We start from the raw sequence: 15220 nt of genomic DNA, 5'->3' as shown, positions 1-15220 counted from the left end.
TGGGCGTCGGCGTCGGGGAGACGGTCGGCGTGGGCGTCGGGGTCGGCGTCGGCTCGGGCGTCGTGCCGCCCGCCTGCTCGGCGGCCCACGCGCTCAGCCACACCAGCGCCGAGTTCCAGTTGATCGCCACCTCGTTCACCGAGTACGCCTCGATGTGGTCGACGTAGCACTTCTGCGGCGCGCAGCCCGCGAGCTGCGCGGCCGCGAGCGGGTCCTGCAGCTCGCTGTTGGGCCCGCCGGCGAGCGACCCCGGGGGAGCCGTGGGCAGCGACGCGTCGGCCTGGTGCGCCCAGAACCGGTGGTGCACGTTGCGCACCGGGTTCTCGCCGTAGCCCGCGATGTACGACTGGTTGAGCGGGTTGCGGCCCTGCAGGTAGTCCAGCGCGCCGTACGCGGCGGTGCGGTACTTCGTCTGGCCCGTGAAGTCGTACGCGAGGGCCAGCGCGTTCGCGTTGTTCACGACCTGGCCGTTCGAGCCCCAGTAGTACACGGTGCCCGCGTTGTTGGGCGCGGGGTACGCCTGGTTCGCGAGCCGGCCCAGCGTCGCGTCGGCGAAGGAGACGATCGCGGCGCGCGTCGCGGCCACGTCGGCCGCGGGCAGGTCGGTCGGGACGAGCGCGAGCGTCGTGTCGCCCAGCCCGCCGGTCCAGCCCCAGTCGTAGCCGCGCTCCGCGAAGCTCGTGCCCCGGTAGAACGGCGAGCCCGTGACGTCGGCGCGGTACGCGGCCTCGCCCGTGGTCGCGAACAGCTCGGCGGCGGCCCAGTAGAACTCGTCGGTCACCGACGGGTCGCCGTAGGCGCCGCCGCCCGTGCCGTCGGCGTCGGACGCGATGCGGTTCGGGTTCGCCTTGGCCGCGGCGTACGCGGTGCGCGCGGCGGACAGCGCCCGCGCGGAGAACGCCGCGTCGTACGGCGCCCACAGGCGCGACGCCTGCGCCGCGACGGCCGCCATGTTGAGCGTGGCCGCCGTGCTGACGGGCGCGAGGATGCGCCGCTGCGCGTCCTGCGCCGGGATCGTCGGGATGCCCGTCCAGTTCTCGTCGTGCATCTTGTGGTGCACCATGCCGGCGTCGGTGCGGCCCGCGGGGACCTGCATGCGCAGCAGGAACTCGACCTCCCACCGTGCCTCGTCGAGCACGTCCGGGACCCCGTTGGTGCGCTCCGGGATCGCGGCCTTGCCGTCGCCCAGCGCCGCGCGGTCGGCACCCGCGACGTGCAGCGTGCGCTCGTACGTGTTCTGCAGCTGCCACGTCGCGATGCCGCCGTTGACGACGTACTTGCCGTGGTCGCCCGCGTCGTACCAGCCGCCGCGCACGTCCAGGCTGTACCCGCACGACTGCCGGCACGGCACGCTCGTGTCGCCCTGGTTGGGCGCCACGCCCAGGTGCCCGGCGGCGCGTGCGTACGTGCTGCCGACGTACTGCGCCTCGATCGCGATGCCCGAGCGCTGGTGGTAGAAGAACGCGAGCGAGTCGGACCGCAGCTTCCTCACCGGGTCGGCCGAGATGTCGAACGGGTGGCTGCTCGCCCCGCCCGCCGACAGCACGTAGCCGGTGCCGGCGGTGTCGTACGACGAGAAGTCGATGAGGTGCGTGCGGTCGCCCGACAACGCGTCGGCGCCCTTGACGGTCGACGTGCCCTGCGCGACGGTGCGCCCGGACGCGTCCTTCAGGGTCCACGCGACGGGCGTGGTCGACGTGCTCACGAGCGTCGCGACCTTGGCGACGCCGGGCACGTACGCGACCTGGTTGACCTTGACGGGCGTGCCGGGGTCGGGTGCGGCGACGGCCGCGGGGGCGGTGACGCCCGCGACCGTGAGCGCGGTGGCGACCGCGAGGCCCGCGGCCCAGGCGCGGCGCCGCGCGCGCCGTCGGGTGATCGGTGACATGGCTGTCCTCTGGTGGCGACGACGGGTGACGTGCGCGCCGCGGGCCACCCCGACGCTGGGGTCCGGCCGTGGCGGGAGCGCTTCGACCACGGTAGGTGGGGGCGTGCGCCGCGCCCGGGGGTCGGCGGCGTCGGAATCGATTAAGCCCGCGCGCAGGTGCCGGGACCGGGCCCACCGGCGCCGGGAGCACCGCCGTCTAGCCTGAACGCGTCCCTGACCAGCGCCGACGGCGCCGCACCGACCGCGAGGAGACCCCGATGACCCGGCCGCGCGCCCTCGTCGAGGTGGCCGACGGCGTCCACGTCGCGACGTCGTCCGTCTACGCGACCACCACGACCGTCGTCGAGCGCGACGGCCGCTGCCTGGTCGTCGACCCGGCGGTCACGGCGCGTGAGGTCGCGGCGCTCGACGCCGCGCTGCGCGCGCGGGGCTGGCGGCCGGTCGCGGTGTGGTCGACGCACCCCCACTGGGACCACCTGCTCGACGCGCCGGGCCTGCGTGACGTCGCGCGCTGGGCCGCCGCCGCACCCGCCGACGGCTGGCGCGACGCCGCGACCCGCCAGCGCGACGCCGACCCCGAGCTCGCCGCGCACCTGGCCGCGCACCCGCAGGACGCCCCGGCCGCGATCACGACGCGCACCCCCGTCCCGTTCCCGCAGGACGACGAGGACGCCGACGGCTGGTGCCGCCTGCAGTGGGACGGCCCGCACGTGCGGGTCCTCACGCACGACGCCCACTGTGCTGGCCACACCGCGCTCGCGGTCGTCGACGCGGGCGTGCTCGTCGCGGGGGACATGCTCTCCGACGTCGAGGTGCCGCTCGTCGACACCGACCGTGCGGCGTCGGTCGAGCACCACCTCGCCGTGCTCGACCGGTTCGAGGCCGGGGTCCGCCGGTACGGCGCCCACCGCGTGGTGCCCGGCCACGGGAGCGTCGGCGGCGCGGGGTCGGCGCTCGCGCGCGTCGCGGCGGACCGTGCGTACCTGACCGGGCCCGACGGCCCCCGGGACGACGACCCGCGCCTCGGCCCCGGCGCCCCCGCCTGGCTGATCGCGGCGCACCGCGCGCAGCGCGCCGTGCTCGCGGGCGGCTGACGCCGACCGCGGCCCTCGCACGACACCCGGCGGGCGTCCCGTGCGCGTGCTCCCTACGCTGGTCGGCATGGCGTGCCGCATCAGCGAGCTGGTCCTCGAGGCGTCCGACCACGAGCGTCTCGCGGCGTTCTGGTCCCAGGTCCTCGGCTACGTCGAGCTGGGACGGGAGGACGACGACAGCATCGAGATCGGGCCCGCCGACGCCGGGTTCGGCGGGCCGCGGCCCACGATCATCGTCAGCCCCGTCGCGCAGCCGCGGCCCGGGAAGCTGCGGCTGCACGTCGACGTGAGCCCCACCGACCGTGACCAGGCCGCCGAGCTCGAGCGGCTGCTCGCGCTCGGCGCCCGACCGGTCGACGTGGGGCAGGGCCCCGACGCGACGTGGCACGTGCTCGCCGACCCCGAGGGCAACGAGTTCTGCCTGCTGCGGCGGCGCCTCGACCCGGTCTGACGGCTACGCGTCCCCGGGCGCGACGGTGCCGTCCGCGAGGACCGACACCTCGTCGTCGTCGACCACGACGAACCCGCCGGTCACCGTGACCTCGACCGGGTCGCCCGCGGCCGGGCGCACCCGCACGACGCCCGCGGCCAGCACGGCCGCGACGGGCTCGTGCCGCGGCAGGATCCCCAGCGACCCGGACACCGACGGCACCGTCACGCCGCGCGCGTGCCCCGACCAGCGCACACCGTCCGGCGCGACCACCTGCACGGTCAGCAGACCAGCGGCGCGGTGCTGCGGGGTCGGGGACGGCGACGCGGTGACGGACACGGGACTCCTCGGTGCTGCACGGGGGCGGAGCCTTCGGAGTCTGCCCCGCGTCCCGGGCCCTGACCTCGTCCTTCGGTCCCAGACGACGCCGGCCGCGGGGTGGGACGCGTCACGTCACCGCCGGAACAGGCCCGCCCAGAGGAGCTCCTCACCGAAGGTCTCGCCCGACGTCACCGTGCGCATGCGTCGCAGCTCGACCTCCGTGAGCCCGGCGAGCGAGCGCCGCAGCTCGTCGGCGGTGTACGCGAGCCCGCCGCCGAGGCCGCCCGCGCGGTACAGGTCGAGGTCGTCGGCCTCGGTGCCGCCGCGGCCGTCGTGCCCCGCGGCGAAGCACGCGATGCCCAGGTGCCCACCGGGCGCGAGGGTCCGCTCGAGCAGCGCGCGGTACGACACGCGGCGGTGCGGCGGCAGGTGGTGGAAGCAGCCGGAGTCGACCACGAGGTCGTAGGGCCGGTCCGTCTCCCACGTGAGGACGTCGGTGCGCACGAACCGCACGTCGACGCCCGCCTCCGTGGCGCGCTCGCGGCCCCACGTCACGGCCGTCGCCGACAGGTCGAGCGCGTCGACCGTGCAGCCCTGCTGCGCGAGCCACACCGCGTTGCGCCCCGGCCCGCACCCGAGCTCCAGCACGCGCGTACCGGGCCCGAGCGTGAGGCGCCCGTCGGCGTGCCACCCGACGAGGGACTCGTCGGGGACGGCCCGGAAGAACGGGACCGGTCGGTGCCGGTCGGCGTAGAACCGGTCCCAGAAGTCGGTGCCGCCGCGCTCGGACCACCGGTCGGCGCGCTCGTCGAACAGGTGGTCGAGCAGCGCGAGGACGTCGTCGACCGACTGGATCGAGCGGCCGCGGCCGACGGTTCCGGGCATGGCGTGCACCTGCGCTTCCACGACGACGACGAAGGGTGCGGCGACGCTACCGGTGTGCCTGGAGGGGCCCCGGGACCTCGGGCTCGTGACGCGTGAGGACCCGCGGTGCCATGGTGGGCGCCGGCCGGGCCGACACAAAGCGTTCGGGCCCCGTCGTGCCCGCCCGGCAGGATGGTGGCATGAGTGCGACCCTGCAGGTCCGTGGCGTCGCCGCGGCGTTCGGTGACCGCGAGCTGTTCTCGGGCCTGGACCTGGTGGTCGCGCCGGGGGACGTCGTGGGGCTCGTCGGGCCCAACGGCGCGGGCAAGACGACGCTGCTGCGCATCCTGGCCGGGCAGCGCGCGCCCGAGCAGGGGTCGGTGCAGCTCTCGCCCGCGACCGCGCAGGTCGGGTACCTCGTGCAGGAGGTCGAGCGGCGCGACGACGAGTCCGTGCGGACGTTCCTCGAGCGGCGCACGGGTGTCGCCGACGCACAGGCCGCGATGGACGCCGCCGCCGACGCGCTCGCGGCCGACGCGCCCGGTGCGGCCGACGCGTTCACCGATGCGCTCGAGCGCTGGACGTCGCTCGGCGGCGGCGACCTCGACGCGCGGCTCGGCGTCGTCGCCGACGACCTGGGCCTCGCGGTCGACCTCGACCTGCCGATGACCGCGCTGTCCGGCGGGCAGGCCGCGCGCGTCGGCCTCGCGGCGCTGCTGCTGTCGCGGTTCGACCTGTACCTGCTCGACGAGCCGACCAACGACCTCGACGCCGACGGCCTCGACCGGCTGGAGGAGTTCGTGGAGCGCGCGCAGGCGCCGATCGTGGTGGTCAGCCACGACCGCGAGTTCCTGGCCCGGACCGTCACGACCGTCGTCGAGATCGACCGCTCCCTGCAGCGCGTCGCGACGTACGGCGGCTCGTACGACGCGTACCTCGACGAGCGCTCGACGGCGCGCCGGCACGCGCGCGAGGCGTACGAGGACTACGCCACGCGGCGCGACCAGCTCGCCGCACGGGCCCGCACGCAGCGCGCGTGGATGGAGAAGGGCGTGCGCAACGCGCGCCGCAAGGCCACCGACGGCGACAAGCACGTCAAGCACCACCGCGGCGAGGTGGCCGAGAAGCAGGCCGCGAAGGCCCGCCAGACCGACCGCCTGATCGAACGGCTCGAGGTCGTCGACGAGCCGCGCAAGGAGTGGCAGCTGCGCATGACGATCGCCACGGCCCCGCGCTCGGGCGAGGTCGTCGCCACCGCGCGTGGCGCCGTGGTGCGCCGCGGGGACTTCACGCTCGGGCCGGTCGACCTGCAGCTCGACCGGCAGGACCGCGTCGCCGTCACCGGGCCCAACGGGTCGGGCAAGTCGACGTTGCTCGGCCTGCTGCTGGGGCGGCTGGCTCCCGACGAGGGCGCGGCGTCGCTCGGGTCGGGCGTGCTGGTCGGCGAGGTCGACCAGGCACGCGCCGTGTTCGAGGGCGACGAGCCCGTCGGTGACGCGTTCGCGCGCGAGGTCCCCGACTGGCCGACCGCCGACGTGCGCACGCTGCTCGCGAAGTTCGGGCTCACGGGGCACCAGGTCGGCCGGCCCGCGTCGTCCCTGTCGCCGGGCGAGCGCACGCGCGCCGCGCTCGCGCTGCTGCAGGCCCGCGGCGTCAACCTGCTCGTCCTCGACGAGCCGACCAACCACCTCGACCTGCCCGCGATCGAGCAGCTCGAGCAGGCCCTGGAGTCGTTCGACGGCACGGTCCTGCTGGTCACGCACGACCGCCGCATGCTCGACACCGTGCGGCTGACCCGCCGCTGGCACGTCGAGGACGGCGTCGCGACCGAGGTCCGGCCGGACTGACGGGCGTCAGGCGGGCGCGCGCACGTCCCCGTCGACGTACTGCCAGCCCTCCGGGCCGCGGCGGAACCGGCTGACCTCGCGCATCGACCCCCGCCCGCCGGGCGAGCGCCAGAACGCCTCGAACTCGACCGTGCCCGCCGTGTCGAAGACGCCGCCGCCGTCGGTCGCGAGCACGTCGAGCCGGTACCAGCGCACGTCGTCGTCGAGGTCGAGGTGCGCCGGGCGCGTGGCCGCGTGCCACGTGCGCCGCAGGTACGCCGCGTCACCCACGGCGAACGCGCTGAACCGCGACCGCATGAGCTGCTCGGCGGTGCCGGCCGTGCGCTCGCCGGTGTGCAGGGGGCCGCAGCACTCGTCGAACGGCAGGCCGCTGGAGCAGGGGCACCGGGTCATCGCCCCAGCATCGCAGGGCCGTGCCGTCGCCCGTCGTGTCCCGGCCGGACAGCACCGGGGAACCCGGCGGACGGGTCCGCCCGTTGGGAGGAGGAGACCGCCGAGAGCACGTCGTCGGTGGACCCGCCGAGGACCCAGGGAGCCCCCGCATGAGCCCGACGCCCGCCCGCCTGCTCGCCGCGACCGTCGGCGGTGCCGCGACCGCCGCCTACTACGCGACGCCCGACGTGATCCGCTCGCGCACCGCGCGCGGCTGGACCAAGGCGGCGCTGCTGCTCGTCGCCGCCGCGGCGGCGCTGCCCGACGCGCGCCGCACCTGGCGCGAGCAGCGTGCCGGCGACCCGGCTCCGCTCACGTCGCTGAGCTGGCAGGACGTCGCGGACGACGCCGAGACCTCGGGCGACGCCCCGCCCGCGAAGACCTTCCGTTCGCTGCCCGCCCGGCAGCAGGCCGTGATCGCGGGCGTCGGCGCCGTCGCCATGGCCGGCTCCGTGTGGGCGACCGTCGCGACCGAGCGGTGGCTGTACCGACGTGCCGAGACGCGACGCCTCGCGGGTGCGCGGTGGGCGCACGCACGCACCGGGCTCGTGATGGGCGGGGTGGGGGCCGCGCTCGCACTGATCCCGGACCCGCCGCCGGCCGCGGACGGCCCGACGGGCGACATGCACCGCTGACCGCCCACGCTTCGGCTGCGCGCGGCGACGCGTCAGCCGTGCTCGGTCGGCTCCGGGTCGTCGGGCGACGGGGGCGGCGGGACCGGCTCGCGCGGGTCGGGCTCGTCGTTCGTCGGGAGGTCGTCGAAGTTCGGCGCGTCCGGCACGGCGCCGGGGTCGGGGATCGGGCTGCTCATGGCACCTCCTGGTGGGTGCTGCCGACGCTAGCCCGGGGTGCTCGCGGCCGCCGGTCGAGGGCCGCAGCCGCCGTCAGACCGTCTCGGGCCGCTTCCTGCGCGCGAACCGCGCGGGCGTGCCGGGGCCGTCCCACACCTGCACGGCACCCCAGATCGACGCGGCGATGGGGACGGCGAGCACGGCGCCGGTGATCCCGGCGAGCACCGTGCCCGCGGTCAGCGCGACCAGGATGACCAGGGGGTGCAGCTGCAGCGAGCGCGCCATGACGACCGGTTGCAGCAGGTTGCCCTCGAGCTGGTTGACGGCCACGACGACGGCGACGACGACGAGCGCCTGCACGGGACCGAGCGCGACGAGCGCGACGAGCGCCGCGAGGGTCCCGGCGAGCGTCGCACCGACCAGCGGGATGAACGCGAGCAGGAACACGAGCACCGACAGCGGCAGCACGAGCGGCACCCCGACGACCGCGAGGCCGATGCCGATGCCCACGGCGTCCACGGCCGCGACGATCGCGGTGCCGCGCACGTACCCGCCGAGCGTCTGCACGGTCTTGGTGCCGATGCGCCGGCCGCGCTCGTAGCGCTCGCCCTCGAACGGCCGCAGCAGGAACTCCCAGATGCGGGGGCCGTCCTTGAGGAAGAAGAACAGCACGACGACCATGAGGAAGAACCCGGTGACGAAGTTCGCGGTCGCCGACAGCCCGGCCAGCGCGCCGGCGCCGACCGCGTCGGACGCGAGCAGGCCCTGGACCGCGTCCTGCGCCTCGCGCAGCTGCTCCTCGGTGATCTCGAACGGCAGTCCCGACAGCATCGACTGCAGCTTCGCGATGCCGTCGACCGCGGAGTCGGCGAGTTCGTCCCACTGCGCCACGACCGCGCGCACGACCGCCCAGACGACGAGCGCGAGGACGCCGACGAGCGCGCCGAGCGACACCCACGTCGCGAGCATCGAGGGTGCGCCGCGGCGCCGCAGCCACTGCACGAGCGGGCTGATCGCGGCCGCGAGCACGAGCGCGATGAGCACGGGGATGACGATGAGCGTGAGCCGCGTGACGGCGAGCACCGCGAGGGCCACGACCGCGAGCAGGGCGATGACCTGCACCGACCGTGTGCCCACGCGCCCGAACCCGTCGGCCCACAGCGCGCCGGCACCGGGTGCGGACGCCGGGGGCGTCGTGGTGGGGCGTGCGGCTCCTGGCGTCGCGGCCGGGCGTGGTGCCGGCGTCTCGCGGCGTCGTCCGAACAGGCCCATGCGCGTCTCCCGTCGTCGCGGTGCCGGGTGGCACGTGGGCCCGAGGGTACGGTCCGCGGGGCCCGGGGGCGCGGCGACCCGCCCTGGTCAGGCGGCGGCGAGGCCCGTCGCGGCGTCGAGCGAGCGGGCGGCGGCGTCGGGGTCGACGCGCACCACCAGCAGCGCGGCGACGACGAGGGCCGTGCACGCCTCGGCGAGCCGGTCCTGCTCGGCGGCCGGCAGGTCGGGGTGGCGGGCCGCGACGCCGCGGCCGATGCCGGCGCGCAGCTCGTCGCGGTAGGCGGCGACCGTGGCGCGCACGGCGGGGTCGTGCGCGACGGGTGCGCCGGACGCGTTGAGCAGCAGGCAGCCGTGCGCGGCGGCGGGGGAGCCCGCGGCGGTGAGCGCGTCGCGCAGGCTGCTCAGGTAGGCGGCCAGGGCGTCGGGGGCGACGTGCTCGGCGGTCAGCGGGCGCAGCCGTGGCCGCGTGACGTCGTCGAGATAGCTCGTGACGGCGGCGTCGAACAGGCCGCGCTTGCTGCCGAACGCGTGGTAGATGCTCGAGCGGCTCAGGCCGGTGGCGGACTCGAGGTCGGGCAGCGACGCCTCCTCGTAGCCGTGGGCCCAGAAGACGTCGCGCGCGGCACGCACCACGGCGGCGGCGTCGAACGTCGGCGCGCGTCCCATGACGACCTCCCACTTTCTGTATCGGTCGATCCAGTATAGGTTGTGGAACGTCCGGTACAGAATCGGTCGGCGGGGCCGACCGGAAGGGGGAGGTCGTCATGGTCGTCCTGGGTCTCGTGCTCGCAGGGCTCGCCGCGCTGCTGCACGTCTACATCTTCTGGCTCGAGTCCGTCGCCTGGACCTCGCCCCGCGCCCGCGCCACCTTCGGCACCACCGAGGACGAGGCGCGCGCCACCCGGTCGATGGCCTACAACCAGGGCTTCTACAACCTCTTCCTCGCGATCGCCGTCGCCGTCGGCATCGTGCTCGTCGCCGCCGGGTCGACCGGCGCGGGCGCCACCGCCGTGCTCATCGGCACCGGGTCGATGCTCGCCGCCGCGCTCGTGCTGCTGCTCTCCGACCGCACCAAGGCGTCGGCGGCGATCAAGCAGGGCACCCTGCCGCTGCTCGCCGTCGTCGCGCTCGTGATCGGGCTGCTCGCGGGCTGAGGCCCGCCCGGTTCAGCCCAGCATCTGGAGCAGGCCCGGACCCTCGCCCGTCGGGTCGTCCACCACGACGACCGGCCGGCCGGCCAGCGCGAACACCCAGCCGTTCGCCACCAGCGGGACGCGCCACCGCTCGCGCCCGTCGGCCACGTCGAGCGCGACCAGCTCACCGCCTCCGCCGTCGCCGTCCGCGGGCGGGTCCGTGAGCAGCACGACCCGCCCGTCGCTCAGCAGCGGGAACGGCGTCAGCCCGGTGGGGGAGCGCCACAGCTCCTCCCCGGTCCGGCCGTCCAGCGTCACCAGGGCGCGGTCCGTGGACAGGTGCACGCGACCGCGCAGCACCAGGGCCCCGCTGACCGACGCCCCGCTGACCGACGCCCCGCTGACCGACGTCGCGTCGTCCAGGGCCCACCTCTCCTCGCCCGTCGCGGCGTCCCACGCCCGCACCGTGTCGCCGGCCGTCAGCAGCAGGTCCGGGACGCTGCCGTCGTCGACGCCCCGACCGACCGCGACGCCGCGCACGGTCACCTCGCCGTCGACGGCGACCAGCGACGTGACCTCGTTCCGGACCACCACCGCGGCGTGCCGCGAGCGGTCCACGGACGTCCACCGGCTGATCGAGTCCGACGGCTCGAGGTCCGCGAGGGTGTCGAACCGGCGCAGCTCGACACCGTCGGACGACATCAGGGTCAGCATCCGCCCGTCGTGCACCGCGACGGTCGTCGCGTCGACGGCCTCGACCGACGCCTGCCCGGCGGTGCTCGGCCACCGGGGGTCGTCGGGCGTCGGCGGCAGGTCGCGGCGCCACCGCTCGGCCCCCGACCGCAGGTCGACCCCTCGCACGTGCACGACGTCGGCACCCGACGAGACGAGCACGACGAGGTCGTCGAGCACGGCGACCGAGCGCGGATCCACGTCGTCACCGACCTCGAGCGGGACGTCGCCGACGAGGTCACCCGTGCGCGCGTCCACCGTCCACGACCGGCCTGCGCCGGACGGCTGGACCGTCGACCCGTCCGCCGCCGTCTCGCGTCCGGGCCGCAGGCACGTGAGCAGGCCCGAGGCGTCGACCGGCGTCGCGCACCGCACCGTGCCGGGGTCCACCCCCGGCGGTCGCTCGTGGGCGTCGCGTCGCAGGTCGCGGCCCCAGAGGGTCTCGCCCGTCCCCGGGTCGAGACCCGTCAGCGCGATGCCGCCCGCACCGTCGTCGCGCAGGCTCACGAGCGCCGCACCGTCGGGCGTCGGCACCGCGACGGGCCATCCGACGTCGGTGCGCTCCCACCGCACCTGCACCGGCCCGTCGAGCGGCGCCAGCAGGCCCTCGACCCCGGCGAGCGAGGCGATCACCGACCGCTCACGGACGTCGGAGACGACCTGCGCGGCGGTCAGCGCGAGCGCCGCGACGACGACCAGCGCGACGGCCCACCGCACGCGGTGCCGTCCGCCGTGAGGGTGCGGTGCGGCGGCGGGGGCCTCCGGGACGACCGCCTCGTCCTCGTGCAGCTCGACGTCCAGCCTGTCCCCGCGTCCCATCGGTCCACGCTATCGGCGTGCTCCGCCGCCTCGGGTGCCGTCGTGGGGTCGGCCCGTCCGGGCTGGTCTGTCGGGTGGTCCACCGACGGTCCGCTCACCCCGGCGGCGTGCCGAGCACCGTCGTGGTCGCCCCGGGCGTTCCGGGGCCGCTCGTCATCGCCAGCACGACGCCCCCCGCGGCGACGAGGTCCTGCACACCCGCGGGCAGCGGCGCCCGCCACACCACCGACCCGTCCGCGTGGTCGAGCACGAGGACCTCCCGGCGGCCGTCCGCGAGCGGCCGCAGCGCCATCGCCACCAGGTGGTCGCCGTCGGTGACGACCGGTCCCTCACGCACCAGGTCCGAGCGCCACACCTCGGCGCCCGTGCGGGCGTCGAGCGCGACCACGCCACTCCCGGTCCCGGTGTAGACGCGGCCCGCCAGCACCGCCGGACCGGGCGCGGCACCCGAGCCGCGCGTCCACAGCTCCTCACCCGCCGCGTCCCGCGCCGTCAGGCGCAGACCGTCCGGGCTGGTCAGCAGCAGGCCCGGGACGCTGCCGTCGTCGACCGTCGGCGGGAGCACCTGCCCGACGACCCGCGTGTCGCCGTCGGGACGGACGACGGTCGAGGGGGCGTCGGCGCGTGCCGACGCCATGTCGCGCAGGACGACCGTGCCCGCGTCGTGGCGCCACGCCATGTCGGTCGCCGCGAACGGCACCGTCCGGACGACGGCGCCCTCCCGGTCGAGCACGGTCAGCTCGGCAGCGAACCCGGCCGCGACGCCGTCGCCGAGCGGCGCGAGGAACGTGCGCGGTCCGCCGGACGCCGCGGGTCGCGCCGGTGCGGCGGTGCCCCCGCCGCCGGCTTCCGCGTCGTCCTGCGGCGTCGAGCCGGCCGGAGCGGGCGCCTGCAGCATGGTGCTCCAGGCCGGGCGCCCGTCGGTCGTGGACGCGTCGACGTGCAGCGTCCCCGCGTCGGGCGTCGCCGTGACGACCAGGCGCCCGGCGAGCACGAACGCCGTCGGGGCGGGCTCGGCGCCGTCCGTGGTGCGCTCGTGCCGGACGCTGCCGTCCACGGCGTCGAGCACGACCAGTCGCGAGCGCGCCGACACCGGCGTCGGCGGCGTCCCCACCTCGTCGTCGCCGGGGAGGGAGACCGTCGCGACCGCCAGGCACACGACGACCTGCGCGACCTCGCACGTGCCCGGCTCCACGTCGAGCACCGCGCCCGCCGGTGGCGGCTCCGCGGAGCGGACGTCGAGCAGCGGCGCCTCCCAGAGCGTCTCGCCGGTCCCGGCGTCGCGGGCGACGACCTGCGGGCCGTCCGGGCCGGGCTCCGGGCCCACCAGCGCGCCGTCGGGCGCCGCGCGCAGCGACAGGAGCTCGGCACCGTCGGGCACCGTCCAGAGGGCCTCGGGGGGTCCGTCGACGGGCCGCAGCGCGCCGGGCTGCTGCGCCACGACCGCGAGCCGGGCGCGCTCGCCGCGGTCGACGACGACCTGGGCGCCGACCGCCCCCGCGGCCGCGACCGCCAGCACGACCAGTGCGCCCACCACGAGCCGGCGGCGTCGACGCGGGGCGGGCGCGTCGTCAGGCCCGGGTCGCTGCGGTCCGCGGTGCGGCGCCGGAGCGTCCCGCGGGTCGTGGTCCTCCACCAGCTCGACGTCGTGCCTCGGTGCCTGCCCCATCGGGAGAGGCTACCGAGCAGGACCGTCCCGCAGGCCGGGTCCGGAGGGGTGCGGGGCTCGGGTCAGCCGGGCGGTCCCAGCACGTGGAGCACCGCAAGGGCTCCGTCCTCCCGGGACTCGTACGCCACGAGGAGGCCGAACGCCACCACGGCGCCGTCGGCGCCCGCGGGCAGCGGTGCGCGCCACGCGACCGTGCCGTCGTCGCGACGCAGCGCGACGAGCTCCCCGCCCTCGCCGTGCTCACGGCGCTGTGCGACGCCCACCACCAGGTGGCCGTCGGTCATGATCTGGGCCGACGTCAGCTCGGCCGACCGCCACAGCTCGGCACCCGACCGGGCGTCGAGCGCGACCAGCCGGCCAGGGCTCGCGAGCAGCACCCGGCCGTCGAGCACGGTCGTCGAGGCGTCCTGGTCGAACGACGACGCGGCGCCGTCGAGGGCCCACGTCCACAGCGGCGTGCCGTCACCGTCCCAGGCCTGCAGGGTGCGACGGTCGACCTGCGTGAGCAGCAGGCCCGGCACGCTGCCGTCGTCCTCGCTGGGCACGTACCTGCCCTCGACGCGCACCTCGCCGTGGACGCCGACGACCAGCAGCTCGTCCGGCGTCGTGGTCGACGACCCGTCGGACGACCGCTGGTAGGTCTCGGCACCCGGCGCCACGACGAGCCGCGCCGCGTCGAGCCGCTCGACGGAAGAGTCGGGCGGGAGGTCCACGACGCGCAGCACCCGACCCGCGGTGTCGAGCAGCTGCACGGTGCGTGGCGTGATGACCGCGAGGACGCCGTCGGCGAGCGGGGTCACGTCGCGATGCCCGTCCGGCGGCGCCGGGGCCTCGTGGTCCCACGCGACGTCCCCGTCGCGCGTGAACGCGCGGACGCGCAGCACGTCGTCGGCGACGTCCCACACGGCCGGCCCGTCGCCCGTCGTGGTGATCCGCGTCGGCGTGGGGTGCGGGAGGTCGTCCGTGAGGTCCTGCAGGAGGCGGCCGTCGCGGGTGTCGAGCACGACCATCGCCGCGACCGTGGGCCGCGGGGTCGTCGACCCGCCGTCGGGGACGAGCCCGCCGGCGTCGGTCACGAGGCACGCGACCGCGTGCTCGACCGCCGGTTGCGCGACGCACGTGTCTGCGAGCGGCCGGGCTGCGGGCGGTTCGACCACGGGTGACCGGGCTTCGGGGCGGTCCGGGTCGTCCGCCACGGCCCGGGTCGGCACCGCGGTCCGCCACAGCTCGGCCCCCGTGGCCGTGTCCACCGCGAGCACCTCGGGCCCCTCCGCGCCGTCCGCGGAGACGCCCACGAGGGCGTCGTCGACGCGCACCGACCAGCCGAGGACCGATGTGGCGGGAGCCGTCCACCGCGTCGTCGGCGGGTCGGTGAGGGGCTCGGCGACGAGCGCGACGTCCGCCGAGATCGACGCGACCCGTGCCCGCTCGCGCGCGTCGTCGCGGGCCTGCACGGCGGCGGCGCCGGCGACGACGAGCACGAGCGTCGTCGCCGTCAGCACGACCAGCCGGCGTCTCCGGTGGCGGTCGTGCGTGCTCGGCGCGGTGGACGGTGCGTTCCTGGCACCGCTGGTGCTGCCGACCGGTCCGGCGCCCGTCGGACCGGTGCCGGGCGGCGGACCGGCCGCGTCGCCGCCGCCTGAGCATGGGGCGTGCCGGTCGGTGCCCTCGTCGGTTCCGTCGTCGTCTCCCTCGACGAGGTCGACGTCCTGCATCGGTCCCCTGCGCCCCATGCTGCGCAGGCTAGCCAGCGGGGCCCCGGGGCGGGGCGGTTCCGGCGCCCTGGTCGTCCGGAGTCCTGCCGGACGCACGTCACCCCTCGACCGGGGGGAGGTCGAGGGGTGACGTGCACCGTGCCGCGCGGGGAAGTGCGGCGGGTGCGGACGGGCGCGGGGGGGGAGGCGCCCGTACGGTCAGCGCAGGATCAG

At 76.6% G+C, this 15220-nt stretch carries 15 protein-coding genes; 5 read left to right on the top strand and 10 right to left on the bottom strand.

Annotation, left to right across the window (positions count from 1 at the left end; translation table 11 throughout):
- A partial coding sequence (locus tag ATM99_RS04970; RefSeq protein ID WP_062101819.1) for a glycoside hydrolase family 9 protein occupies positions 1-1888 on the bottom strand: 1888 nt, incomplete at its 3' end.
- Between the two features lie 257 nt (positions 1889-2145).
- On the opposite strand from ATM99_RS04970, the gene ATM99_RS04965 reads away from it, so the two are divergent.
- Both ATM99_RS04965 and ATM99_RS04960 read left to right on the top strand, forming a co-directional pair.
- Positions 2146-2982 (top strand): MBL fold metallo-hydrolase, encoded by an 837-nt coding sequence (locus ATM99_RS04965; protein ID WP_062101818.1) that lies wholly within the window; start codon positions 2146-2148, stop codon positions 2980-2982.
- Positions 2983-3049: 67 nt separating this feature from the next.
- Positions 3050-3433 (top strand): VOC family protein, encoded by a 384-nt coding sequence (locus ATM99_RS04960; protein WP_062101822.1) that lies wholly within the window; start codon positions 3050-3052, stop codon positions 3431-3433.
- Positions 3434-3436: 3 nt separating this feature from the next.
- Here ATM99_RS04960 and atpC read toward each other — a convergent pair whose 3' ends face one another.
- Both atpC and ATM99_RS04950 read right to left on the bottom strand, forming a co-directional pair.
- Complete coding sequence (gene atpC / locus ATM99_RS04955) at positions 3437-3751, bottom strand: ATP synthase F1 subunit epsilon (RefSeq protein ID WP_082659286.1); 315 nt, start codon at positions 3749-3751, stop codon at positions 3437-3439.
- A 114-nt stretch (positions 3752-3865) separates the two neighbouring features.
- Positions 3866-4618, bottom strand: coding sequence for a class I SAM-dependent methyltransferase (locus ATM99_RS04950; RefSeq protein ID WP_062101820.1), 753 nt, complete (start codon positions 4616-4618; stop codon positions 3866-3868).
- Between the two features lie 179 nt (positions 4619-4797).
- Here ATM99_RS04950 and ATM99_RS04945 point away from each other — a divergent pair, with 179 nt between their 5' ends.
- Entirely contained in the window at positions 4798-6444 is a 1647-nt protein-coding gene (locus ATM99_RS04945) for an ABC-F family ATP-binding cassette domain-containing protein (RefSeq protein ID WP_062101817.1), read from the top strand.
- 6 nt (positions 6445-6450) lie between these two features.
- On the opposite strand, the gene ATM99_RS04940 is transcribed toward ATM99_RS04945, so the two are convergent.
- Complete coding sequence (locus ATM99_RS04940; RefSeq protein ID WP_062101816.1) at positions 6451-6837, bottom strand: YchJ family protein; 387 nt, start codon at positions 6835-6837, stop codon at positions 6451-6453.
- A 149-nt stretch (positions 6838-6986) separates the two neighbouring features.
- Between ATM99_RS04940 and ATM99_RS04935 the strand changes: the two genes are divergently transcribed.
- Positions 6987-7511, top strand: coding sequence for a hypothetical protein (locus ATM99_RS04935; protein WP_062101815.1), 525 nt, complete (start codon positions 6987-6989; stop codon positions 7509-7511).
- A gap of 32 nt (positions 7512-7543) precedes the next feature.
- Here the strand turns inward: ATM99_RS04935 and ATM99_RS19230 are convergent, their stop codons facing one another.
- The 3 genes from ATM99_RS19230 to ATM99_RS04925 all read right to left on the bottom strand — a co-directional run bounded on the left by ATM99_RS19230 (position 7544) and on the right by ATM99_RS04925 (position 9605).
- Positions 7544-7687, bottom strand: coding sequence for a hypothetical protein (locus tag ATM99_RS19230; RefSeq protein ID WP_160309422.1), 144 nt, complete (start codon positions 7685-7687; stop codon positions 7544-7546).
- A 73-nt stretch (positions 7688-7760) separates the two neighbouring features.
- Entirely contained in the window at positions 7761-8939 is a 1179-nt protein-coding gene (locus ATM99_RS04930) for an AI-2E family transporter (protein WP_062101814.1), read from the bottom strand.
- A gap of 87 nt (positions 8940-9026) precedes the next feature.
- Positions 9027-9605 carry a TetR/AcrR family transcriptional regulator gene (locus ATM99_RS04925; RefSeq protein ID WP_062101813.1) on the bottom strand — a complete coding sequence of 193 codons (579 nt, stop codon included), beginning with the start codon at positions 9603-9605 and terminating at the stop codon, positions 9027-9029.
- A 98-nt stretch (positions 9606-9703) separates the two neighbouring features.
- On the opposite strand from ATM99_RS04925, the gene ATM99_RS04920 reads away from it, so the two are divergent.
- Positions 9704-10093, top strand: coding sequence for a DUF1304 domain-containing protein (locus tag ATM99_RS04920; protein ID WP_062101812.1), 390 nt, complete (start codon positions 9704-9706; stop codon positions 10091-10093).
- A gap of 12 nt (positions 10094-10105) precedes the next feature.
- On the opposite strand, the gene ATM99_RS04915 is transcribed toward ATM99_RS04920, so the two are convergent.
- From ATM99_RS04915 to ATM99_RS04905, 3 genes are all read right to left on the bottom strand, one after another.
- Positions 10106-11623: a PQQ-binding-like beta-propeller repeat protein gene (locus ATM99_RS04915; protein WP_062101811.1), complete on the bottom strand. Its 1518-nt coding sequence runs from the start codon at positions 11621-11623 to the stop codon at positions 10106-10108.
- A gap of 94 nt (positions 11624-11717) precedes the next feature.
- Entirely contained in the window at positions 11718-13292 is a 1575-nt protein-coding gene (locus ATM99_RS04910; RefSeq protein ID WP_062101810.1) for a PQQ-binding-like beta-propeller repeat protein, read from the bottom strand.
- A 62-nt stretch (positions 13293-13354) separates the two neighbouring features.
- Entirely contained in the window at positions 13355-14794 is a 1440-nt protein-coding gene (locus ATM99_RS04905; protein WP_190278775.1) for a PQQ-binding-like beta-propeller repeat protein, read from the bottom strand.
- Between the last annotated feature and the right edge of the window lie 426 nt (positions 14795-15220).

This window comes from Cellulomonas sp. B6 (assembly GCF_001462455.1).
Taxonomy (GTDB): domain Bacteria; phylum Actinomycetota; class Actinomycetes; order Actinomycetales; family Cellulomonadaceae; genus Cellulomonas.
The sequence above is the reverse complement of the archived record's forward strand: the minus strand, read 5'-3'. Positions and strand labels throughout refer to the sequence as shown.

What these genes read in the sequence shown, in the direction of transcription:
- ATM99_RS04910 (WP_062101810.1), bottom strand. Translation starts at nt 13,292, where the DNA reads ATGGGGCAGGCACCGAGGCACGACGTCGAGCTGGTGGAGGACCACGAC.
- ATM99_RS04925 (WP_062101813.1), bottom strand. Translation starts at nt 9,605, where the DNA reads ATGGGACGCGCGCCGACGTTCGACGCCGCCGCCGTGGTGCGTGCCGCG.
- ATM99_RS04965 (WP_062101818.1), top strand. Translation starts at nt 2,146, where the DNA reads ATGACCCGGCCGCGCGCCCTCGTCGAGGTGGCCGACGGCGTCCACGTC.
- ATM99_RS04930 (WP_062101814.1), bottom strand. Translation starts at nt 8,939, where the DNA reads ATGGGCCTGTTCGGACGACGCCGCGAGACGCCGGCACCACGCCCGGCC.
- ATM99_RS19230 (WP_160309422.1), bottom strand. Translation starts at nt 7,687, where the DNA reads ATGAGCAGCCCGATCCCCGACCCCGGCGCCGTGCCGGACGCGCCGAAC.
- ATM99_RS04945 (WP_062101817.1), top strand. Translation starts at nt 4,798, where the DNA reads ATGAGTGCGACCCTGCAGGTCCGTGGCGTCGCCGCGGCGTTCGGTGAC.
- ATM99_RS04950 (WP_062101820.1), bottom strand. Translation starts at nt 4,618, where the DNA reads ATGCCCGGAACCGTCGGCCGCGGCCGCTCGATCCAGTCGGTCGACGAC.
- ATM99_RS04920 (WP_062101812.1), top strand. Translation starts at nt 9,704, where the DNA reads ATGGTCGTCCTGGGTCTCGTGCTCGCAGGGCTCGCCGCGCTGCTGCAC.
- ATM99_RS04935 (WP_062101815.1), top strand. Translation starts at nt 6,987, where the DNA reads ATGAGCCCGACGCCCGCCCGCCTGCTCGCCGCGACCGTCGGCGGTGCC.
- ATM99_RS04940 (WP_062101816.1), bottom strand. Translation starts at nt 6,837, where the DNA reads ATGACCCGGTGCCCCTGCTCCAGCGGCCTGCCGTTCGACGAGTGCTGC.
- ATM99_RS04960 (WP_062101822.1), top strand. Translation starts at nt 3,050, where the DNA reads ATGGCGTGCCGCATCAGCGAGCTGGTCCTCGAGGCGTCCGACCACGAG.
- ATM99_RS04915 (WP_062101811.1), bottom strand. Translation starts at nt 11,623, where the DNA reads ATGGGACGCGGGGACAGGCTGGACGTCGAGCTGCACGAGGACGAGGCG.